Annotated in this window: 17 protein-coding genes and 1 pseudogene; 15 read left to right on the forward strand and 3 right to left on the reverse strand. The window is 36.7% G+C overall.

The window, feature by feature from the left end:
- The first annotated feature begins 12 nt into the window (after window positions 1-12).
- The 6 genes from ACQKMR_RS25085 (at window position 13) to ACQKMR_RS25110 (ending at window position 5,162) form a co-directional block, all read left to right on the forward strand.
- On the forward strand, window positions 13-1,347 hold the full coding sequence (locus ACQKMR_RS25085; RefSeq protein WP_427699737.1) for a nucleoside recognition domain-containing protein: 1,335 nt from the start codon (window positions 13-15) through the stop codon (window positions 1,345-1,347).
- Between the two features lie 431 nt (window positions 1,348-1,778).
- Window positions 1,779-2,915, forward strand: a complete 1,137-nt coding sequence (locus ACQKMR_RS25090; protein ID WP_427699721.1) for a YibE/F family protein — start codon at window positions 1,779-1,781, stop codon at window positions 2,913-2,915.
- Complete coding sequence (locus tag ACQKMR_RS25095) at window positions 2,915-3,691, forward strand: YibE/F family protein (RefSeq protein ID WP_427699722.1); 777 nt, start codon at window positions 2,915-2,917, stop codon at window positions 3,689-3,691. Before ACQKMR_RS25090 ends, ACQKMR_RS25095 begins: the two co-directional genes overlap by 1 nt.
- 258 nt (window positions 3,692-3,949) lie before the next feature.
- Window positions 3,950-4,183, forward strand: a complete 234-nt coding sequence (locus tag ACQKMR_RS25100) for a hypothetical protein (protein ID WP_427699723.1) — start codon at window positions 3,950-3,952, stop codon at window positions 4,181-4,183.
- A 127-nt stretch (window positions 4,184-4,310) separates the two neighbouring features.
- Complete coding sequence (locus ACQKMR_RS25105) at window positions 4,311-4,625, forward strand: PadR family transcriptional regulator (RefSeq protein WP_427699724.1); 315 nt, start codon at window positions 4,311-4,313, stop codon at window positions 4,623-4,625.
- A 3-nt stretch (window positions 4,626-4,628) separates the two neighbouring features.
- The gene (locus tag ACQKMR_RS25110; RefSeq protein WP_427699725.1) at window positions 4,629-5,162 is read left to right on the forward strand and encodes a DUF2812 domain-containing protein; all 534 of its coding nucleotides are present in this window, start codon (window positions 4,629-4,631) and stop codon (window positions 5,160-5,162) included.
- 509 nt (window positions 5,163-5,671) lie between these two features.
- Here the strand turns inward: ACQKMR_RS25110 and ACQKMR_RS25115 are convergent.
- Entirely contained in the window at window positions 5,672-7,075 is a 1,404-nt protein-coding gene (locus ACQKMR_RS25115) for an FMN-binding glutamate synthase family protein (protein ID WP_427699726.1), read from the reverse strand.
- A gap of 98 nt (window positions 7,076-7,173) precedes the next feature.
- Between ACQKMR_RS25115 and ACQKMR_RS25120 the strand changes: the two genes are divergently transcribed.
- The 5 genes from ACQKMR_RS25120 (at window position 7,174) to ACQKMR_RS25140 (ending at window position 13,922) form a co-directional block, all read left to right on the forward strand.
- On the forward strand, window positions 7,174-7,560 hold the full coding sequence (locus tag ACQKMR_RS25120; RefSeq protein ID WP_427699727.1) for an SRPBCC domain-containing protein: 387 nt from the start codon (window positions 7,174-7,176) through the stop codon (window positions 7,558-7,560).
- A 7-nt stretch (window positions 7,561-7,567) separates the two neighbouring features.
- The gene (locus ACQKMR_RS25125) at window positions 7,568-9,160 is read left to right on the forward strand and encodes a PucR family transcriptional regulator (RefSeq protein ID WP_427699728.1); all 1,593 of its coding nucleotides are present in this window, start codon (window positions 7,568-7,570) and stop codon (window positions 9,158-9,160) included.
- Between the two features lie 185 nt (window positions 9,161-9,345).
- The gene (locus ACQKMR_RS25130) at window positions 9,346-10,806 is read left to right on the forward strand and encodes a CoA-acylating methylmalonate-semialdehyde dehydrogenase (protein ID WP_427699729.1); all 1,461 of its coding nucleotides are present in this window, start codon (window positions 9,346-9,348) and stop codon (window positions 10,804-10,806) included.
- A gap of 45 nt (window positions 10,807-10,851) precedes the next feature.
- The gene (locus ACQKMR_RS25135) at window positions 10,852-12,192 is read left to right on the forward strand and encodes an aspartate aminotransferase family protein (protein ID WP_427699730.1); all 1,341 of its coding nucleotides are present in this window, start codon (window positions 10,852-10,854) and stop codon (window positions 12,190-12,192) included.
- A 110-nt stretch (window positions 12,193-12,302) separates the two neighbouring features.
- Entirely contained in the window at window positions 12,303-13,922 is a 1,620-nt protein-coding gene (locus ACQKMR_RS25140) for an amidohydrolase (RefSeq protein WP_427699731.1), read from the forward strand.
- A gap of 558 nt (window positions 13,923-14,480) precedes the next feature.
- Here the strand turns inward: ACQKMR_RS25140 and ACQKMR_RS25145 are convergent.
- A complete protein-coding gene (locus tag ACQKMR_RS25145) occupies window positions 14,481-15,122 on the reverse strand; it encodes a GTP pyrophosphokinase (protein ID WP_427699732.1) in 642 nt (213 codons plus the stop codon).
- A gap of 56 nt (window positions 15,123-15,178) precedes the next feature.
- Here ACQKMR_RS25145 and ACQKMR_RS25150 point away from each other — a divergent pair.
- The 4 genes and pseudogenes from ACQKMR_RS25150 to ACQKMR_RS25165 form a co-directional block, all read left to right on the forward strand.
- Window positions 15,179-15,606, forward strand: a pseudogene (locus ACQKMR_RS25150) (DDE-type integrase/transposase/recombinase); the annotation flags it as partial.
- Between the two features lie 330 nt (window positions 15,607-15,936).
- Window positions 15,937-16,386: a fumarylacetoacetate hydrolase family protein gene (locus ACQKMR_RS25155; protein ID WP_427699733.1), complete on the forward strand. Its 450-nt coding sequence runs from the start codon at window positions 15,937-15,939 to the stop codon at window positions 16,384-16,386.
- Window positions 16,387-16,388: 2 nt separating this feature from the next.
- A complete protein-coding gene (locus ACQKMR_RS25160) occupies window positions 16,389-16,532 on the forward strand; it encodes a fumarylacetoacetate hydrolase family protein (RefSeq protein WP_427699734.1) in 144 nt (47 codons plus the stop codon).
- A complete protein-coding gene (locus ACQKMR_RS25165; RefSeq protein ID WP_427699735.1) occupies window positions 16,480-16,782 on the forward strand; it encodes a hypothetical protein in 303 nt (100 codons plus the stop codon). Before ACQKMR_RS25160 ends, ACQKMR_RS25165 begins: the two co-directional genes overlap by 53 nt.
- Before the next feature lie 254 nt (window positions 16,783-17,036).
- On the opposite strand, the gene ACQKMR_RS25170 is transcribed toward ACQKMR_RS25165, so the two are convergent.
- Entirely contained in the window at window positions 17,037-17,333 is a 297-nt protein-coding gene (locus ACQKMR_RS25170) for a DUF6946 family protein (protein ID WP_427699738.1), read from the reverse strand.
- Window positions 17,334-17,579: the final 246 nt, after the last annotated feature.

Here is a 17,579-nt window from a genome sequence, read left to right on the forward strand (position 1 = left end):
TATGCTAAAGGCATGGCGAGTGATAACCTTCGAGATGAAATAGTTGAAAACATTTATACAACAAGTAGAGGAATATGCAAAGAAGTCGTAAATTATAAAAATAAAGAAAGAATTCATTCAGAAAAGATAGACAAAGTGTTAACTTCACCCATTTGGGGATTTCCCATTATGCTTGCTATGCTTGGCGCTGTATTCTATCTGACAATTGCTGGAGCGAATGTCCCTTCAAGTATGCTTGCACAGGGATTTGCATGGATGGAAGGACAATTAACCTTGCTCTTTAATGCTATGGGTGCACCAGATTGGCTACATGGTGTCCTAGTTCTCGGTTTCTTTAGAGGTACAGGTTGGGTTATTAGCGTAATGCTTCCTCCAATGGCCATTTTCTTTCCAGTATTTGCTTTACTGGAGAACTACGGTTATCTACCACGCATTGCCTTTAATATGGATCGTCTCTTTAAGAAAGCAGGAGGTCATGGTAAGCAATCAATAACGATGGCAATGGGATTTGGTTGTAACGCAGCTGCCATTATGTCAACGAGAATCATTGAATCTCCAAGAGAACGCATGCTTGCGATTTTGACTAATAACTTTGTTCCATGCAATGGTCGTTGGCCGACGCTCATTTTGTTAGCTTCGCTCTTTATGGCAGCTGGATATACTGGCGGTATAGCTCCCCTTGTTACAGCATTTGCAGTAATGTCAATGGTGTTAGTCGGAATTGTCGTGACTATTACTGTTTCTTGGGTGCTATCAAAAACAGCGCTAAAAGGAGTGCCGACTCATTATACACTTGAGTTACCACCATATCGTCGTCCGAAAATCTGGAATACGGTATTACGCGTAAGTATCGATAAATCTTGGTATGTTTTAAAAAGAGCTGTAATCGTCGCAGCACCAGCTTCAATATTAACTTGGATCGTAGCCAATATTTATATCGGTGATACAAGTATTCTCATGTATTTCGTTAACTTTTTAGATCCTTTTGGGCAAGCGCTTGGTATGGATGGTTTCATCATGGCAGCCTTTATCCTTGGATTGCCAGCCAACGAAATTGTCGTTCCAATCTTAATTATGGCCTATTTGTCCCAAGGCGCGATGTTAGAGCTTGATGATTTAACCGAACTTAAAGAAGTATTTGTTAGCCACGGATGGACCTGGTTAACTGCCTTAAACATGATGCTATTTTCATTACTTCATTTTCCTTGTGGAACGACTCTTTTTAATATTTATAAAGAAACAAAAAGTAAGAAATGGACGTTCATGTCCTTTGCTATTCCTACTGTAATTGCTATTACGGTAACATTCTTAGTGGCTACCTTTGTCAAAGCAATGGGTTGGGTATAAATACAAAGAGACTCAGCTACCCATAACAGAATTTATATATTCAAGGAGATATAGATAATCACTTAATAATGAGTTTCTTGTTAAAGTAATGGGGATTTGTCATTAATAAAAGTGCAGCCAACATAAAGAAACCGACGATATTCCATAATAGGGCGCTTTAATGGAACAAGGAACATAAAATTGATCAAACTTTTTTATAAAAAGTAAATCAATAGAATATGTTAAGAGCGTTTTTTGATCAATCTTTTTTCAAAACACACTCTTTCTTTTTGGGAAAACCCCCGTTATTTACCAATTGTGATTTTTTTATTTCGTAATTTAAATTTATTCATGATAAGATAAAAAAATTAAATACTAGTAAGGTAGGGTGGAGTCAGTCAATTCTGACTCTACCTTGTTTTTTTACCCACCCGATATTTGGAGGTTTTTTTTTGAATGTTATCGTAAACATATTTAAAAAAATGGCGTACAAGTATATTTCCTTGTACGCCATCATAGCACTTTGTTTTGTCGCATCTGTTTTCTTTGTTAATCACAATTATTCATTCTATGAACTTCCAATAGCTAAAGTCATCAAAACAAATCTGGAAAATACAACTGAATTGAATGATATGCATCAAAATGAAGATCGACTATTTACCCAGAGTATAATAGCCGAATTACAAAATGGAGAAGAAAAAGGACAGCTTATCCATTTAACGAATGAATATTCCTCATCCGGAGCTTATGATCAAGAATATCAAGTTGGAAATGATTTATTTGTTTCGATTGATACGAAGACAGAAGAAAATTCAGAGTTAATTGGAACCATAAAAGATGTAAAGCGTGATAAATATGTGTTGATTGTAGGATGGTTTTTTATCTTGACATTACTTATCGTTGGAAAAAAGCAAGGGCTGTTTTCTATTATTAGTTTGGCAGTTAATGCCGTTTTGTTATCATATGCATTAGATGTTTATCTGAATACATCAGGCATTAGTTTGTTATTGATATGCAGTATAAGTATTATACTATTTACGGTCATTTCCCTTTTACTAAGTAACGGTTTTAATGAAAAAACATATGCAGCTATTATTGCAACACTGCTAGGGACCTTTTTATCGCTGTTCATTACTTATCTTGTTATGTGGGTAACTTCAGAAAATGGCCTTCGATATGAAGAAATGCAATTTCTCACTCGTCCTTATAAAATGGTGTTTATGGCAGGTTTATTTATCGGATCTTTAGGAGCCGTAATGGATATAGCTATTACCATGTCTTCTTCGATTTTTGGGTTGTATGAAAAGAATAACCACATATCAGTAAAAGCACTTAAAACTTCAGGATTAGAGATTGGAAAAGACATTATGGGAACCATGACAAATATTTTGTTTTTTGCCTATATAAGTGGATCCATACCTATGATTATTTTGTATTTGAAGAATGCTTCTACATTGGGATATACCCTTTCCATGAACCTTTCATTGGAATTGGCTCGTGCCCTTGCTGGGGGTATTGGAATCGTGTTAACTATTCCGATAGGTCTATATATTTCGATATATTTCGTTAATCGAAAGAAGGAAAGATAATGAATGTATTAATGTTGCTAGCATCCATATTATTAATATTGATGATCTTGATTGGTGGAAAAAAAGGAGCACGTTCATTTTTTGCTTTTTTCTTAAACTTTGGTGTGTTACTTCTTACCATCCTTTTTATGACAAATCCAAATAATGATCCGTATATCGTAACATTGATTGCATGTACGGTGATTAGTTATATTAATTTATTTTTTATTAACGAAGTGAACAGTACAACCAAAACAGCATTCATTTCTACTATTATCACGATTGTTATCGTACTCTTTTTTATTGTCGTTGTAACGGAAAGTGCGATGATACAAGGTTTTGGTGAAGAAGAAATAGAAGAGCTTGGCATCTTTTCCCTTTATATTGGAGTAGATTTTGTTAGAATTGGAGCTTCAGTAATTATTATGAGTACTATTGGTGCCATTATCGATACAGCCATGGCCATTTCATCTCCCATGCGAGAAATGTTACATCACCATCCATCCATTAGCAAGAAAGATTTATTCACATTTGGATTAAGTATTGGGAGGGATATATTAGGAACAACTACGAATACATTATTTTTTGCCTTCTTTGGTGGATATTTGGCATTGCTTATATGGTTTAAAGATTTATCCTATTCTGTTGGAGAAATCGTAAACTCAAAAATATTTAGTGCTGAAATGATCACTATATTTTGTGCCGGAACAGGTGTAGCCCTAATAATTCCTATTACTGCATTGATAACTGCTTATTTTTTAGTGAAAACAAGAGAAAATAATGAGAAAGTTATATAGGTTTCATGGCAAAAAGGCTTATAAGCACTCATTTGTATAAGAGGAACAAATCTTTGGGTTATTCCCTAAAAGCATTGCAAAGAGTATCCATCTGCTCTGTTTAATCCTCTTTACTGTTTCATATTTGGAGGGAAGTTTAGTTTTGCGTAGCCTTCAATAAGGGCCATTATGTGAAAACAGATAGAGAAGGAGGGGATTTTATGGACTATTATATAAAGCATGGATGCCGGTTTCCTTATTGTAAAAAGAGAAATCCAATTGGGTATGTTCATAAAGAGTACGAGTTTTGGAACAAATAGTTTATGGAATTATCAACAGGTTGTTTTTAGTAGTGTAAATGCCGATTATGGAACCTTTATTTATGAAATAAATAAAAAGTGCGCTTCTAATTTTGTTCAGCAATCGAGCCAATTAATGGAGGAGGAAGAATCTCAAGAAAAATTGAATAGTTTTGGTAATGCTAGTATTGTGTTTGTGAACGATCGTATTTAGAAGCAGAAATTTGAGGAATTTGACCAATCAAATAGAAACTTTTATAAACCTTCGTATTGATTAATATATCACTTTACGATATATTAATTTTAGATATATCATAAAGTGATATAAGGGAGGCTCGAAATTGAAATCCTTAGAACAACTTACAGATTCTGTATTTTATATTATGGCATCGCTTACTGAACCAAGGCATGGATATGCAGTGATGAGTTTAGTCGAAGAAACAACAAAGGGTGCATTTGTGATTGGGCCAGCGTCTCTTTACACCATTATAAAGAAACTATTAGGGGAGGAACTTATCTTATTATATGATGATTCAGATTCACGACGAAAAGTTTATGTATTAACCAAAAAAGGACATAATGTCTTACTTAATGATATTGCACGTCGAAAAGTCATGATTGAATTAGCAGAAAAGGGTCTTGAGAAGGGGGAATGAGTGATGGTACGTACAAAATATGTGATGTCGAACGGTCTTGCTTTTGCAGAAGAGAAAGATATGAAGAAGATGCGACAAAAAGCTTTAGATGGATGGCATTTAAAAAGTTTTCGTTTTGCTGGTTATGAGTTAGAAAAGGGTGATCCAGAGGATATAATTTATAGTATTGATTATCGTACATTACAATCGAATGAAGAAGATGAATACTTTGAAATGTTTTCTTATGCAGGTTGGACACATGTTTGTTCAAGTCAGGATATGCATATTTTTAAAGCGAAGAAAGGAACAATGCCGATTTACAGTGATCGAGAATCAACCATAGAAAAAATAGAACGCTTGGCAAATCCACTTAAAGGAATAGTAGCATTCTTTGTTACAATGACGGTAATTTTATGGCTAATGATGACATTTACTTCTGGGTTAGTTCAGAGCATCAGTGAATGGGCCTTCATTTTATCATTCGTATTAACAATACCGGCAATCATGACGTACATGGCGACTTATTATCATAAGTGGAAGAAAGGATTAGGGAAATGAATACTTACCGTACACCGAAATGGATTCGTATTTTCGAAGCTGAGAGATACGTATCGACGCATGTAGGAGAAAAAATAGTATTAAAACCATGGAACTAATGTGAAAGAGTTAGAGATCCAATAAGCTGATTGAAGCCTTTTTTCTTATTCAACTATAGGGCGCGATTACTGAACAATAAGCAGTCGCCTTTTTACTAGGTAGATCTGAATAGTTCTAAAAATGATTGAATGTAAATAATTTAGACCCCAGCTAATCTTCTTATGCGAAGGTAGCTGAGGTTTTAAAGTTGGATGTGCAAAATAGCACTTAAAATACACGCAAATTATCGATCAAAGTGACATTAGATTTTAAGAACATCTGAAAAATAGCACTAATAACGCTCGTTAATGGTGCTTTCCTTTAATATCATAACGTACATTATTTCCTAAATGTTGTTTATACCCCAGGGAGGAGCCATAAATAGCTGTGAGGTGTAATTTATTTTCATTTTAAAATTGATTGACGTGTTTTTAATTGTCTTCCAATGGTTCAAAGGAAAACGGAATTCCAATCATTTTAGCGGTCAATTCATCATAGGACACTAAATCCTTTTTTGACAACTCTTTTAAAGAGCGTTTTCCCATTGCTCTTAATGCCATTTTCATTTCTTCTGTACTCGCTGTTAAGAATTTTTCCGCTGTTTTTACCCCATCTTCGATCTTAAATTGATCTTTGAACTTCCCGTCATACCAAATAGCTTGTGTAGGCGGTTCAAATGGAAGTGCATTCAATACTTGATCATGTGCCAGAGCAAACAACATTGCAGAGCCTAAATAGACAGCGTCGGCTCCGAGTGCAAGCACTTTTAAAAAATGTCCAGGGACTAAAAGTCCTCCTGAAACGATTAAACTAATCTTTCCCTTCATCTTTCTTTTTTCTAGATGATTTGCAGCTCTAATTATCGCATGCAATGTCGGGATTCCAAAGTCATCATATAAAATAGGCGGTGCACCGTGCATGGCTGCTTGTCCACCGTCAATGACAATAAAATCAACCCCCATAAAAATTAGATGGTCTATATCTTCTTCAATTTTCCCTCCTGCTCCAAATTTTGCTCCAATGGGAACTCCTCCTGATAATACCCGAAGCTCCTCAACAAGTAGTTTTAAATCGACAAGTGTTTGATCTTCAAAAAAGTTCTCATAAACAATCGCTGCTTCATTATCATTAAGTCCCATTATTTCACGGGCACGGCCTTTTAAATTTTGTGGAAGGACCTTTTTTCCCATCCCCGCCAATGCACCCTGCCCTAACTTAATTTCAATCATGTCAGCACGCTTAATCACATCTTCTTCCTTTGCCCATTCTGTTTTGGAGAATTGTAAAATATACTTACCTGCAGTATTTAATTCCTCGGGAAAGATTCCGCCTTGGCCAGAGTTAAGCGCAGTTCCAACATTATTAGCTGCTTCCGCCAAAGAAAGCCTTGCTTCTTCACTAAGTGAAATCCCATAGCCCATTCCACTGATCATTAGGGGGATTTTTATTTCCATTGGTTTTTTTGCTTTTGGTCCAATTGTAACAGCAACATCTACATCTTCTTCACCGTCAATTGGAAAAGGTGATGTTTGTGCGGGTATAAACGTAATTGGGTCCAAATGTGGCCATTTTTTTGAAGAGCCGCCAAGCGGACGAAAAAGGATATTCCCTGTTTCAGCGCGTAAGCTATTTTCCAACATATTTTGAATACCCATATGCCGCAGTCCTGGCATTAACTCTATTAGATTCTCTTGATAACTATCGGTTAGAATGATTTTTCCCATTTGTTTAACCATTCGTTTAATTATCCAACGCCAACCAATAAGGATAAATAAAATAAGGACAAATAATATTGAAATCATCACTAAAGACAAATAATATAAAATGGTCGGCATAATCACTTCTCCACTATTGTATAAATTAGACAATCATTATTACTATTATTACCCAAATAGGAAAAATTATTATTTGATATGAAGTCACTCTCAGCCACATGGTGGTAAGTAAATACAAGAGGAGTCCGATTGAAATTTCCTTTAACAGAAAGACTACAAAATACAATGTTCAAATAGATATGGAAGTTTTGGAAGTCGAATTAAATAAAAAAATAGTGTTCCAGTGGGATGCAAATGGAGAAGGACATATTGCTACGATTTCGTTAAAAGAGTTGGATAATTCGAGTACACTTATTGAAGTGAATGAAGAAGGTTTTAAAGAAAATGATGACGAGCTAATTAGTCAATTGTTAGACATTAAAGAGGGCTGGGTCTTTATGTTGACCTGTTTAAAGAATATTTGGAATAGTATTAATAATTTAACAATGTATAATATAGTAAATTATGAAAAGAATAAATATTGTTTAAGATTTAAAGAGGTGTGAGGTAACAATGAACTTTGACATTAAATTATCAGTACAGGAAATATTAGAGAATCAGAATTTTAGAGATGCAAAAGTGATAGCAGGAAAATCTGGGCTTTACCAAACTGTGAAATGGGTTCATGTTATGGAAATAACCCAAATTGAAAAGCTTTTAAACGGGAATGAACTTATCCTTTCTACCGGGGTTGGATGGAAGGGAAATAAAGAGATTTTTCTTGCATTTTTCAAACAGCTTATTGATTCCAAAGCTGCTGGACTTTGTATTGAATTAGGAACATATATACCCAGCATACCAGAAGAAATTATAGAATTAGCAGACCACCATAATTTTCCCTTAATTGTTTTTTACAATAAAGTACGATTTGTTGATATCACACAAGATTTGCATACTCTTTTAATTAAAAAACATTATCAAATGATCTCAGATCTAGAAGATTATTCACACCAGCTAAACCAGCTGCTTGTTACATCTAATCCACAACAGAAAATCTTAAAGTTACTGCATGATCATTTAAACATGACCGTTCTTTTTATTCCAAATCAAGGTGAAACCCAAATAATATCCAAGAAAACGCTAAAAGAAAAGGAACAGATCCTTCAACTTTTGAAAGAAAAAAAGATACAAAGGCACATGAATATCGCCCATCAATCCATACAAGCCTTGAATCAGAAATTCGCTGATTTAATTATTATTTCCGAATCAAATTCAATTACAGAGTTTGAATCACTTATTTTAGACCGCAGTGCGACAGCGCTAGCACAAAACATTTTACGTGTATTATATGTCGAAGAACGAAGAAAGACGAAAGAAATGGAATGGATTCAAAAATGGTTAGAAGGAGCACATAGTGAAGAACAAATATACAGATATCTCTCTGATCTTGAATCCAATCTTGAACCAAATGGATGTGTCGTTTTACTCGTTAAAATTGATCAATTAGAAAAGAAAAATTTAGAAATTACTCATTTGAAAATACTTTTTCGTTCTATTTTCCAATCAAATGGTTTCTTTCTTTTATCTACTATAAGGAAAAACCAAATCATTTTTATATTGTTAAACAAGCGGAAAAACGAGGACTGGAAAATTAGAATTGAAACAGGAATAAATCATATACAAAAAGAATTGGCCGAGGATCAAAACTTTGCCCAAATTAAATGTAGTATTGGAAAGTTTATCGACAAGTTAAGCGATGTAAAAAAGAGCTATCATACGGCCCAGGAGGCATTAATTATTCAAGAGAAAATGTCAAAAGAATGCTCCAGTTACTTTTATGAAGATTTGTATATTTTTCGACTAGTTTCGATAGCCAACGAGCAAGGAGCTCTTGAGGATTTTATTTCCGATTATTTAGGGCCTGTACTCATGTATGATCAACAAAATAACGGAAAATTAATGGAAACATTAAAAGCTTATCTTAAATGCAATGGTTCTAAGCAAGAAACCGCAAAAAATTTATATATCGTTCGTCAGACACTTTACCAACGACTTCAAAAATTAAATGAGCTATTAGGCGAAGATTTTATGTATTTCTATAAACGACAAGCGATAGAATTTGCCATTACTGCCTATGATTATGTATCTGCTTCTAAATCGCGATAAAATATGTTGAAACCCTATTCTGTGGTTTCTTTTTTATTTTAGACTTTTTGTAAATATTTGTATTATATATTATCAGAATGTAGTGAAATTTATACAAATAAGTTTACATACTGTCTACTGAATGCGCTTTCTTTTGCAGATATAATAAACATATAGGATGTTATTTCAAAACAGGAGGTTTCGCTATGGTCGTAATCAAAAATGTACAAACGTTGAAAAACTATATTGGTGGTCAATGGATAGAATCCACAAGTAAACAAGTTGAAGAAGTACCAAATCCAGCAACGGGAGAGGTCATTGCTCGTGTACCGCTTTCGACTAGGGAGGATTTAGAAAGAGCTGTTGCAACTGCTAAAGAAGCATTCAAAACATGGAGAAAGGTCGCAGTTCCTCGACGTGCTCGTATTCTATTTCGCTATCAACAACTATTAGTTGATAACTGGGAGGAGTTAGCTAGACTCGTTACCCTGGAAAACGGAAAAAGTTATGAAGAAGCTTACGGTGAAGTCTTGCGCGGGATTGAATGTGTTGAATTTGCCGCAGGTGCACCCACTTTAATGATGGGACAGCAGCTTCCGGATATTGCCACTGGTGTTGAATCGGGTATGTATCGTTACCCGATTGGAGTAATCGGGGGAATAACACCGTTTAATTTTCCGATGATGGTTCCATGCTGGATGTTCCCACTCGCAATTGCATGTGGAAACACGTTTGTATTAAAACCATCTGAAAGAACACCGTTGTTGGTTAATCGTTTAGCTGAACTGTTTAAAGAGGCTGGTCTTCCAGATGGCGTATTAAATATTGTGCATGGTGCACACGACGTTGTTAATGGCATTTTAGATAATGAGGATGTGAAGGCTGTATCCTTCGTTGGTTCTCAACCTGTGGCTGAGTATATATACAAAACTGCAGCAGCAAACGGCAAACGTGTACAAGCTCTTGCAGGGGCAAAAAACCATTCAATCGTATTAAAAGATGCGGACCTTAGTGCTGCAGCGAAAGAAATTACAAATGCTGCCTTCGGTTCAGCCGGTGAACGATGCATGGCTGCTTCTGTTGTTGTCGTGGAAGAAGACGTGGCAGATGAGCTCGTTAATAGACTGGTTCAAACAGCTAACAGTATTACCATCGGCAATGGCCTGGAAGAAGGCGTTTTCCTCGGTCCCGTTATTCGTGAAGGGCATAAAGAGCGGACAATCGGCTACATTCAATCCGGTGTAGATCAGGGAGCGACACTTGTTCGTGACGGACGTAAAGATGATGCAGCCAACGGCGAAGGCTATTTTGTTGGCCCGACGATTTTTGACCATGTGACACAGGAAATGAAAATCTGGCAGGATGAAATCTTCGCACCGGTTCTTTCGGTTGTACGTGCAAAAGATTTGACGGAAGCGATTGATTTTGCAAATGCGTCACCATTCGCAAATGGCGCATGCCTGTACACCAACAGCGCTAAAGCCATTCGTGAATTCCGTGAAGAAATTGATGCAGGTATGCTTGGGGTCAACCTTGGAGTTCCTGCTCCAATGGCATTCTTCCCCTTCTCAGGGTATAAGAAATCCTTCTATGGTGATCTCCATGCAAATGGAAAAGATGGCGTAGAATTCTATACTCGCAAGAAAATGCTTACGGCTCGTTATTAAAAGAGTGATGTAAAATCATAAAAGGATAGAATGGAGTTGATGATTGTGCAAGCGACAGAACAAACACAAAATTTGCAAAAAGCAGATGAAAAGTACCTTTGGCATGCAATGAGAGGAGCAGCGCCTAGTCCAGCGAATTTAATCATCACAAAAGCGGAAGGGGCATGGGTGACGGATATTGATGGAAACCGTTATTTAGACGGTATGTCCGGCCTTTGGTGCGTGAATGTTGGGTATGGTCGCAAAGAGCTTGCAAGAGCGGCTTTTGAACAGCTTGAAGAAATGCCGTATTTTCCTTTAACACAAAGTCATGTTCCTGCCATTAAATTAGCAGAAAAATTGAATGAATGGCTTGGCGGCGATTACGTCATTTTCTTTTCGAACAGCGGCTCGGAAGCGAATGAAACGGCGTTTAAAATTGCTCGTCAGTATCATCAGCAAAAAGGGGAGCATGGACGCTATAAGTTTATTTCACGCTATCGCGCTTACCACGGTAATTCAATGGGGGCTCTTGCAGCGACAGGCCAAGCACAACGAAAGTACAAATATGAACCATTGGGACAAGGATTTCTGCATGTAGCGCCGCCTGATACGTATCGTAATCCAGATGATGTTCATACGCTGGCAAGTGCTGATGAAATAGATCGTGTCATGACATGGGAGTTAAGCCAAACAGTAGCCGGTGTGATTATGGAGCCGATTATTACCGGGGGCGGAATTTTAATGCCTCCTGATGGATATATGGCAAAAGTAAAAGAAATTTGTGAGAAGAACGGTGCGTTGCTCATTTGTGATGAAGTGATATGCGGATTTGGCCGGACAGGGAAACCGTTCGGATTTATGAACTATGGCGTCAAGCCGGATATCATTACAATGGCAAAAGGGATTACAAGTGCGTATCTTCCTTTGTCAGCAACGGCAGTCAGACGAGAGATTTATGAGGCTTACATAGGCAGTGAAGATTATGACCGCTTCCGCCATGTGAATACGTTCGGAGGAAATCCTTCTGCCTGCGCTCTGGCTCTGAAGAATTTGGAAATCATGGAGAATGAGAAACTCATTGAACGCTCCAAAGAATTGGGTGAACGACTGTTACGTGAACTAGAGGATGTAAAGGAACATCCAAACGTGGGAGATGTTCGTGGAAAAGGCCTTCTTTTAGGTATTGAACTAGTAGAAGATAAGCAAACAAAAGAACCGGCTGCCATTGAAAAAATGAACAAAGTCATCAGTGCTTGTAAAGAAAAGGGACTGATTATCGGTAAAAATGGTGACACCGTTGCAGGATACAATAATGTTTTGCAAATTTCTCCTCCATTAAGCATTACAGAAGATGACTTTACTTTTATTGTTAAAACAATAAAAGAATGTTTATTTCAACTTTAACTAATTATTGATAAATCTTGTTAAAACACGGAATAGCACATCGAGAGATATAACTTTTTTAAATACTGAACTGAATACTCTAAAAGAGGAATTCTGAAAGGGATGAGTTTATGAAAGCTGATGTTGTATTGATAAATGGAGAAGTTATTACAGTAGATCAAAAGAATACAGTAGTCGAAGCTGTAGCAATAAAAAATAATCGTATTGCAGTTGTTGGTTCAAATCAGGAGGTTAAGAGTTTTATAGGAGAAAAAACGGATGTAATTGACCTGCAAGGAAAAACGCTTCTTCCGGGATTCATTGATTCACATATTCACCTCATTTCTTATGGGGAGAATCAGTTGGCGGTAAGTTGTAAAGCTGAACATATCGATTCTATCGAGGCTTTGTTAGATGACCTGAAAAAGAAAGCCTTAGAAACTCCTAAAGGTGAATGGATACGTGCTTGGGGCTTTAATGAAACCGCTGTGAAGGAAAAGCGCTATCCAACAATCGCTGAGCTGGATGAAATTTCAGTTGAACACCCCATTATTGTATCCCGTACTTGCCACCATATAAGCGTGGTGAACAGCAAAGCATTAGAAATTGCGCAAATTAACGAGAACACACCGGATCCTAATGGGGGAATTATTGAAAAGAATCAGGCAGGAAGGCTTACAGGAAAGTTAATTGAAGCAGCAAATATGGGTATGAACGAGGTTGCAAGTTATACAGAAAGTGAACTGATGAAGGCTGTGAAAATTGCATCAGACCATTTCGTTGCAGCGGGCATAACAAGTATACATGATGCAGGTGGAAACGGTGCTGAGAGTTACCGTTTACTGCAACAAGCTGTGAAGAGTAAGGATATTCGTGTCCGAATATATGCAATGATATGTCAGGTAAATAACTCCCATGAATTTGTTAATAAAATGGTCGAAGCTGGTGTGGTAACTGGTACCGGGGATGAGAGATTCAAAGTTGGACCAGCTAAATTGTTTACAGATGGGAGTAGCACCGGACCTACCATTGCAACACGTGAGCCGTACTCCAGTGACTCTAACAATTATGGCATTCTTTATTATAGTGAGGAAGAAATCTACCAGGTTTTAGGTGAAGCACATAAAAAAGGCTATCAAATCACTGTACATGCACAAGGTGATAAAGCCATTGAAATGTATTTAGATTGTGTAGAAAGGGCGTTGGAGGAATCACCAAGAAAAAACCATCGTCACCGGATTGAGCACGCGGGAATTTCTTCACCAGATTTACAAGAGAGAATGAAAAAACTCGAGATGGTTCCTATTCCAAATCCTCCATTTCCATATGAATTCGGAGAGATATATGTCCAACACTATGGTGATCGTGTTAATGACATGTACGCTGTTCGTGATTTTATTGATCGTGGCATCGTGGCAGCAGGTGGATCGGACGCGCCAGTTACTGACTATAATCCTTTACTAGGAATTCATGTTGCTGTTAATAGAAAAAGCCAGTCTGGAATGGAGTTTGGTGCTAATCAATCTATAAGCGTAATGGAAGCTATTAAACTATACACCTGGAATGGCGCTTATGCGAGTTTTGAAGAAGAGATAAAAGGAAGCATAGTGGCCGGAAAGTTGGCGGATTTAGTTATATTAAATGACAGCATTTTAAGTGTCAACCCAAACCAAATTAAAGATTTAAAAGTAGAAACAACTATTATTGATGGTGAAATTATCTATCAAGGGGAACAATCAGTGGAAATTTAATATATCATAGTTTGCATACCACGTAACTCTTGTAATGTTACGTGGTGTTTTATCCAAATAGGTACCCCAAATTAGTTGAAAGGAAATATACACTATGCAATAACAAAAAATATTAATTAATGGTGAGAGGTTAAATAATACGCTTGAAAAGTTGGCGGATTTTGGATGCACAGAAAACAATGGGGTAACTCGCTTATCGTTGTCTGAAGAAGACCGTTTAGTTAGAGATTACTTTTATTCATGATGTGAAGAATTAGGCATTGCCAGTAAAGATTTATGATATGGGCAATCTTTACGCAACTTTAAAAGGACTTGAAAACAAACCGCCGATTGTGATGGATTCACAAAGGGTACAGTAAAAAAAGGCGGCCAGTTTGATAGAGTTTTAGGAGTGGTTGGTATCACAGGTACTATTCTGATTGGTTTTGGCATAAAACTAGCCCTGGAAAAAGTGCAAAATTAAGTTTCTTGTTAAAACCCTTAGATTCTAAGACTAAGTGTTTTTATTTGTCAGATTGACTTAAGGTTGTAAATAAGAAAGGTGTCACGATTGTTTGCTTAATTGGCTAGTAATTTTGTTCTTAATCTTGACATTTCTTTATCCATTAAGGAAGAAGCTTTGGCAAGCTCAATTAGTTGCTTTTGAGCATCCTCAGGTATAGTCTCGCCTTGATATTTATAGTTTAGTTTATGCTCGGTGGATGCCCAAAAATCCATAGCAGAAGTACGAATTTGTATTTCTGCAGGAACCCATATTATTTCGTTGGATAGGATGACTTGGGTTTCTACAATCAGGTGCAAACTTTTATATCCGCTCATTTTCGTGTCCTGAATATAATCCTTTACGCGTATCATTCGAATGTCTTCACGTTGCTCGATATGCTCCTTCAACATATATACGTCATCAATAAAACTTGTGACAATTCTAACACCCAAAATATCTCTTATTTCATTCCTCACTGCTTCTTGTGTTAAAGGAATTTCTTTTCTTTGTATTTTCTCCATCAAAGATCTTAATTTTTTCATACGTGTTTTCATATGTTCAATAGGGGAATAGCCATGTTTTGTTTTCCACTCTAAGTCAATAACCTTGAAATCACTTTCTAATTCATGTAATGCCATTTGGTAAGGTAAAAAGAAACCCGTCCAATTGTCTAATACTTTTTGAATAACCTCGATTTTTATCTTTTTTTTCAGCATGTCCACAACCCTCCTGTTATTATTCAGTTATCATAACACAGATGATTCAAAAATGAATGTATCTGTATCGTGCAGTGGATTCCAGAGGAAACACGATTGATTTTTATCTAAGAAAAACAAGAGACAAAAAGGCAGCAAAGCGCTTCTTCAAGAAAAGCTTTGCGGTCTTTTTATGTTTCTAAGCCTTGTCATGACGGTCGATAAGAATCCGGCTATTGATCGGTTGAAAAAAGAGAAAAGCCTACTTGATGGTATGCAACTTAGATAACAGAGGTACTTGAATAACATAGTGGAGCAAGATCATCGATTTAAAAAGAAGCGAGTCCGTTCTATGCTAGGATTAAAAACATGTTGAACAGCCAAACAGATCATCTGTGGAGTGGAGGTGATGAATATGCTGAAAAAAGGACAACTTCAACAAGGGGTGAAGTCTATCCAAAGCGAGATTAAATTCATACTTAAATTATTTGGAGTAGCATCATAAAATTCATAGATGAAAAGGATATTGAGGTTTTTTGTTTCTAACAAATCATATTTGCCCCAGAACCCAGTGAAGTATCCGTGGTTTCCCCTTGACGGTATCATCCAATGAGTTGTTCTTGTAGGATACTTAGTTTTCATGAGATCAAACGAAAAAGTAGAAAGAAAAAATTCACACATAAACATGGATACGAAACTAACAAGCAATTTTCATATGAACAATAGCCCTGCTAGAATATACTGATAAGGCCATAACAACAAGGTTAGTAGCCATAGGGTTAACTGAGAAGACTATTCCTGACGGAACCGTTTGAGATGAGAAGGGGGAGGCATTGTGAAGATTGCTATTTTTAATGACGATTTACTTGGAGTAGTAATGGGAGACCGTGTAAATGATGTATCAAAAGTAGCAGGTTGGGATAAAGCTGACCCGAATGCTTCTTTCCTCAAGCTCGTTGAAAATTTTAATGAACTTAAAGAGGAAATGAATCGGGAAGCGGAAACAGGAACTTCTTATTCATTGAACGAGGTGACATTGAAGTCCCCCGTACCAAGTACACGGAAAATTTGGGCTGCCCCTGTGAACTATCGAAAACATCAAGAAGAAATGAATAAAATATTCAACAACGCACCTAGGACAATCGAAGAAATTGCCTTCTTTCTGAAATCACCTGAGTCCCTATCTGGCCCTTCTGATCCTATTTTACTTCCTTATAAGGATCGTCTCGTACGGACCATGAGGCGGAGCTTGGATATGTGGTCGGTAAATAGGCGAAAAATGTAAAGGTGGAAGAGGCAAAAGGTTATAACTTTGGTTATTTTGCCTTATTGGATATTTCCATTCGGGGCAATGAAGAGCGAACCTGGCGAAAGTCGTTTGATTCATTTACTCCAATTGGACCATGGATTGTTCGATGCCGCTGGAAATGAAAAACTACTTGCCGATATTGTGGACAAAGTACCTGAAGCCGTTTTTCATGGAGCATTTAAACAAGCATTGAATGTATTTAGGGATGAAAAAGCAATCAATTTCCTCGTTGGACATGCCATGTATATAAGTATTCTTGCTTGTACAGCCGAGCTTGCCGGTGATGTAAACCCGTTTTCATTTATTGTAGAAGTGCTTGCAGATGGACATTTGCCGCTTGGTCCTGAAGGAAATACATTTTATCTTCTATAATTTAGGAAGCAAACATGATAGTGATGTTTACGTCTAATATCACCTAGTCAATATCTACCGGATAACTCATAACTCATAACTCATATTACGCGTAGAGACGTTATTGCAAATGAGTCGTTATTATACAAGCCGGGCGAACGACTACCGGCTGTCCGAATAAGAAAACAAGGCTGCCTGAACGGATAATCTGGTGAGTCTTGTTTTCTCTTCCGTTTTAAAAATATAGTTAATCAAAAGCCTAGAGGTTAGATTGCTTATGTTACCTTAAGTGAATCGAATCTAGATACTATTCCTTTATCACCTTCGCTAAAAGAGTGAATCAACATAAGAGCATTTGGAGAGGTGAATTTTTGAGCAAGGAAAATCGCTGAGGCTGCCCTATGTAATAGTTGATATCTAATTCCTGAAATATCTACGTCAGATAACCGTTCTAATTCAAGCGTTTCTAGTAGAAATTTAACTCTTTGTCTTAAACCACTACTAGGTTTAAGACCTAATCTCTTACAAATAGTTCTACCAAAATCCTCATTAACCTTTCCCTCAACAAAAATATATAGTTTATGAAGAGATTAGGCTCTTATTAGTTATTAAGCAAACGGGCCAGATTCTTGAATAACACTCGGTGGTAAATTTGGATATTTATTAAAAAAAGAGATTGTGAAGGAATGTACTTAAAGTAACTGGCAGTTTAGTTTAATAAGAGTTCCATTTAAAAAGGAACCGCGATTGGCGATTCCTAAGATTATTATTTATTTGCTGCGTTTATGGTACTAAGTGAATTGTTAAGTGCTGTTTTA

Source organism: Peribacillus sp. NPDC096540 (genome assembly GCF_050278525.1).
In the GTDB taxonomy this organism is placed as follows: Bacteria; Bacillota; Bacilli; order Bacillales; family DSM-1321; genus Peribacillus.